The following is a 2,914-nucleotide window of genomic DNA, read 5'->3' as shown; positions in this document are numbered from 1 at the left end:
ATACTATTAAGCATTGTCAACACCGCAGCCTGTACACAGCATGGAAAAAGTCTTCATCTATTGGGACAACTCGAACATTTTCCACGAGGCCCAGCGCCTCGCAGAGGAGATTGAGAATGGTCCGGATGCACGTTTTCGGGTTCGCGTCAACTTTGACAACCTGCTGCGCCTGGCCCACGGAGATCGCCCTGTGGAAAAGGCCCTGGCGGTTGGTTCCGTGCCACCGGAAATGCAGCAACTCTGGAACCGGATGGAAGGCAAGGGTGTTGAGGTATCCCTTTATGATCGGGGTTCACAGGAGCGTGGTGAACAGGGTGTTCCAGACAAGATTCTACAACTTGCCATGCTGGAAGACGCCTTGGATTACAATGGCGATCCAGGGATTATCGTGTTGCTCACCGGAGACGGAGCTGGCTATATTGAAGGGACCGGATTTCATAGCACTCTGGAGCGCATGCACAAACGTCGGTGGCGTGTCGAGATTCTCTCATGGGCACATTCCACCAATCAACGAATGCGCCGTTGGGCAGAGGATCACGGTCTGTTTATCCCACTGGACGATTTTTACAACGCCATCACGTTCCTGGAGCCCTCAAGACCCGGCTTTCAACTGGCGCCGCCGCGATACTCGGTTGAGTTGAATTTGTCTCAACGGCCAGTATCCTAGTCTTGTCAAATCTGTCCCATGAAATCTTACTACTTGCAGTCATGCTGTTTGTAGGCTCAGCGAGCCTTTGGGATTACCACCTGATAGCAAATACTCCTAAATTATTTTCTCTAACTGGCTTCAGTATCGGTGAGGTAGTGACTGGACGTGCTGGTCTGGGCAGTGATCAGTCAAGTCTGGCTCGCTCGCCATTCGGCCATGGTCTTGCCGCCCTTGCTACGGTTACAGCCGGAACACAGCAGTTGCAGGTTGTCCGGGTGGTCCGTGCCGCCGCGGCTGCGGGGCAGGATATGATCCACCTCCATCACCCGGAAGGGGAAATGGGTGTCACAGCCTGCACAGATGCCTTCCTGCTCACCATAGAGGCGGTGACGGTGGGTGCGGTAGCTGGGCAACTGGCCCAGATCGGTGCGCTGGGGCGGAGTATCCAAAGCGGTGGGGCCGCCCCATAGCCCCCGGTCTTCGGTAATGCGATCATTGACCAGTTTGATGGCCAGCGGCGAAAGGTCGATGCCCGCCCATTGACGCTGAAGCCTGTCCGCCGCCACCAGGGTAGTGGCGCAGCCGCAGAAGGGGTCCAGCACCATGTCGCCGGGGTTGGAACTGGCCTTGATGATGCGATCCAGCAGGGCCAGGGGCTTCTGGGTGGGGTAGCCGGTTTTCTCCTTGCTGGCATGGGACAAAGGTCGAATATCGGTCCACACGTTTCCGATCACCGCCCCTTTCTGCTCTCGCAAGTAGCGTTTGAGTCTGGGGCGCTTTGAATGGTCAGGCGATCCATCCGGGTGAGTCGGATAGTGAATCCGGCCCTGCATGTCCAGTTCCGTCATTCGCCTGACTTGGTATCGCCAGCCTTTGGCAGGCGGAGGATAGCCTTTCCAGTCGTACGTCATCAAGGGACGAGGATTTGGGCTTGCCATGTTATCGTGCTGGTAAGGGCCACGTCCGTCGCCATCGTCATGACGGTAGAACTTGGCAACGTATTCCGCCGAGTGCGGCTCATAGATCGGATTGAACGTGGCTTCCGGCATCGCATAGAACAGGATCACGTCAGCGACCTTCGCGAAGGAGTGCCTTGAGTCGTTGTGTGTGTTCGTTCGCTTCCATGTGATTTCGCAGCGGTGCGCCGCGTACCCAAAAATCCCATCCATCAATAGCTTGAGGTAATGGGAAGCGGTGGGGTCGCAGTGCAAGTAGATGGAACCTGTGGGCTTGAGGATGCGCTGCATCTCCAGCAGCCGCACCGCCATGAAGACCAGGTAGGACTGCATCCCCTTCCCATGGGCTTGACGGGCGGCCTCAATGACGGCGTAGGCGGCAGGATTACGCTCTGCCAGTTCCCCGTGCTCGCACACGTCCACGTCGTCCAGGGTCCAGGCATCCTTGAAGGCGGCCCCGGCGGCTTTGCTGCCGATGGGGGCTTCGTAGTGGCGGTTGGAATTGAAGGGCGGGTCCAGGTAGATGAGGTCCACACAGGTGGAGTTCATGCCCCGCATGACGTCCAGGTTGTCCCCGGCCCAGATGGCGCCGCTGGCAAAGTTGGGATCAGACATACGCAGGCGAGGCTCATCCTCCATAGGTGCTGCTCAGGGCTGCAGGAGGCTCTCCAGCACCCGATCCAGCTTCTGATCCAAGGTTTTGTAGTGTGCCCTCGGTTCGGAGAGTCAGCCCGTAGCCTGCTCTCTGCAGCCTGAATGTCAGCCTTGACGTCGTTTCTGGGCTGGCTTCCGTTGTCCTGATCTCTTGCCGGGCGCCATGGAAGGCTACCAGCAGCAACGCCAGGGCGCCCACCACAGCGGCGGGCTTCAGCCAGTCGTTGATCAAAGCTGCCGGACGGGGTGGTGTCGATGGAGCCATGGGGCCAGTTTAGCCGCCGCCGTGGTCAGCAGCATTTTCAGGGTGATAACAGTTTGGCAAGGTTCCCGATGGGGTCTGGGAAGGGTTAGGGTCCACTCATTCATCATTTGCCCGCCAGGGACATGGCCCGTATTGGCGTTCTCCTGCTGAACCTTGGCGGTCCCGAGCGGATCCAGGACGTGGGGCCGTTTCTCTATAATCTCTTCGCGGATCCGGAAATCATCCGCCTGCCCCTGCCCCAGTTGCAGAAGCCCCTGGCCTGGCTCATCAGCAGCTTGCGGGCGGGGCGCTCCCAGAAGGCCTACCGCTCCATTGGCGGCGGTTCCCCCCTGCGGCGCATCACGGACCAGCAGGCCAAGGTGTTGCAGAGTGAATTGCGCCAGCGCCGGA

At 58.8% G+C, this 2,914-nt stretch carries 3 protein-coding genes; 2 read left to right on the top strand and 1 reads right to left on the bottom strand.

Going from position 1 to position 2,914, the window contains the following annotated elements; translation table 11 throughout:
• Positions 1 to 40 precede the first annotated feature (40 nt).
• Positions 41 to 667, top strand: coding sequence for an NYN domain-containing protein (locus BG35_RS0108465; protein WP_025782486.1), 627 nt, complete (start codon positions 41 to 43; stop codon positions 665 to 667).
• 170 nt (positions 668 to 837) lie between these two features.
• Here the strand turns inward: BG35_RS0108465 and BG35_RS11065 are convergent, their stop codons facing one another.
• Entirely contained in the window at positions 838 to 2,220 is a 1,383-nt protein-coding gene (locus BG35_RS11065; protein WP_161632580.1) for a DNA methyltransferase, read from the bottom strand.
• A 426-nt stretch (positions 2,221 to 2,646) separates the two neighbouring features.
• Between BG35_RS11065 and BG35_RS11060 the strand changes: the two genes are divergently transcribed.
• The coding region (locus BG35_RS11060; protein ID WP_034418055.1) for a ferrochelatase at positions 2,647 to 2,914 on the top strand (268 nt) is incomplete at its 3' end.

Source organism: Candidatus Synechococcus spongiarum SH4, assembly GCF_000586015.1.
Classification (GTDB): domain Bacteria; phylum Cyanobacteriota; class Cyanobacteriia; order PCC-6307; family Cyanobiaceae; genus Synechococcus_B; species Synechococcus_B spongiarum_F.
The sequence above is the reverse complement of the archived record's forward strand: the minus strand, read 5'-3'. Positions and strand labels throughout refer to the sequence as shown.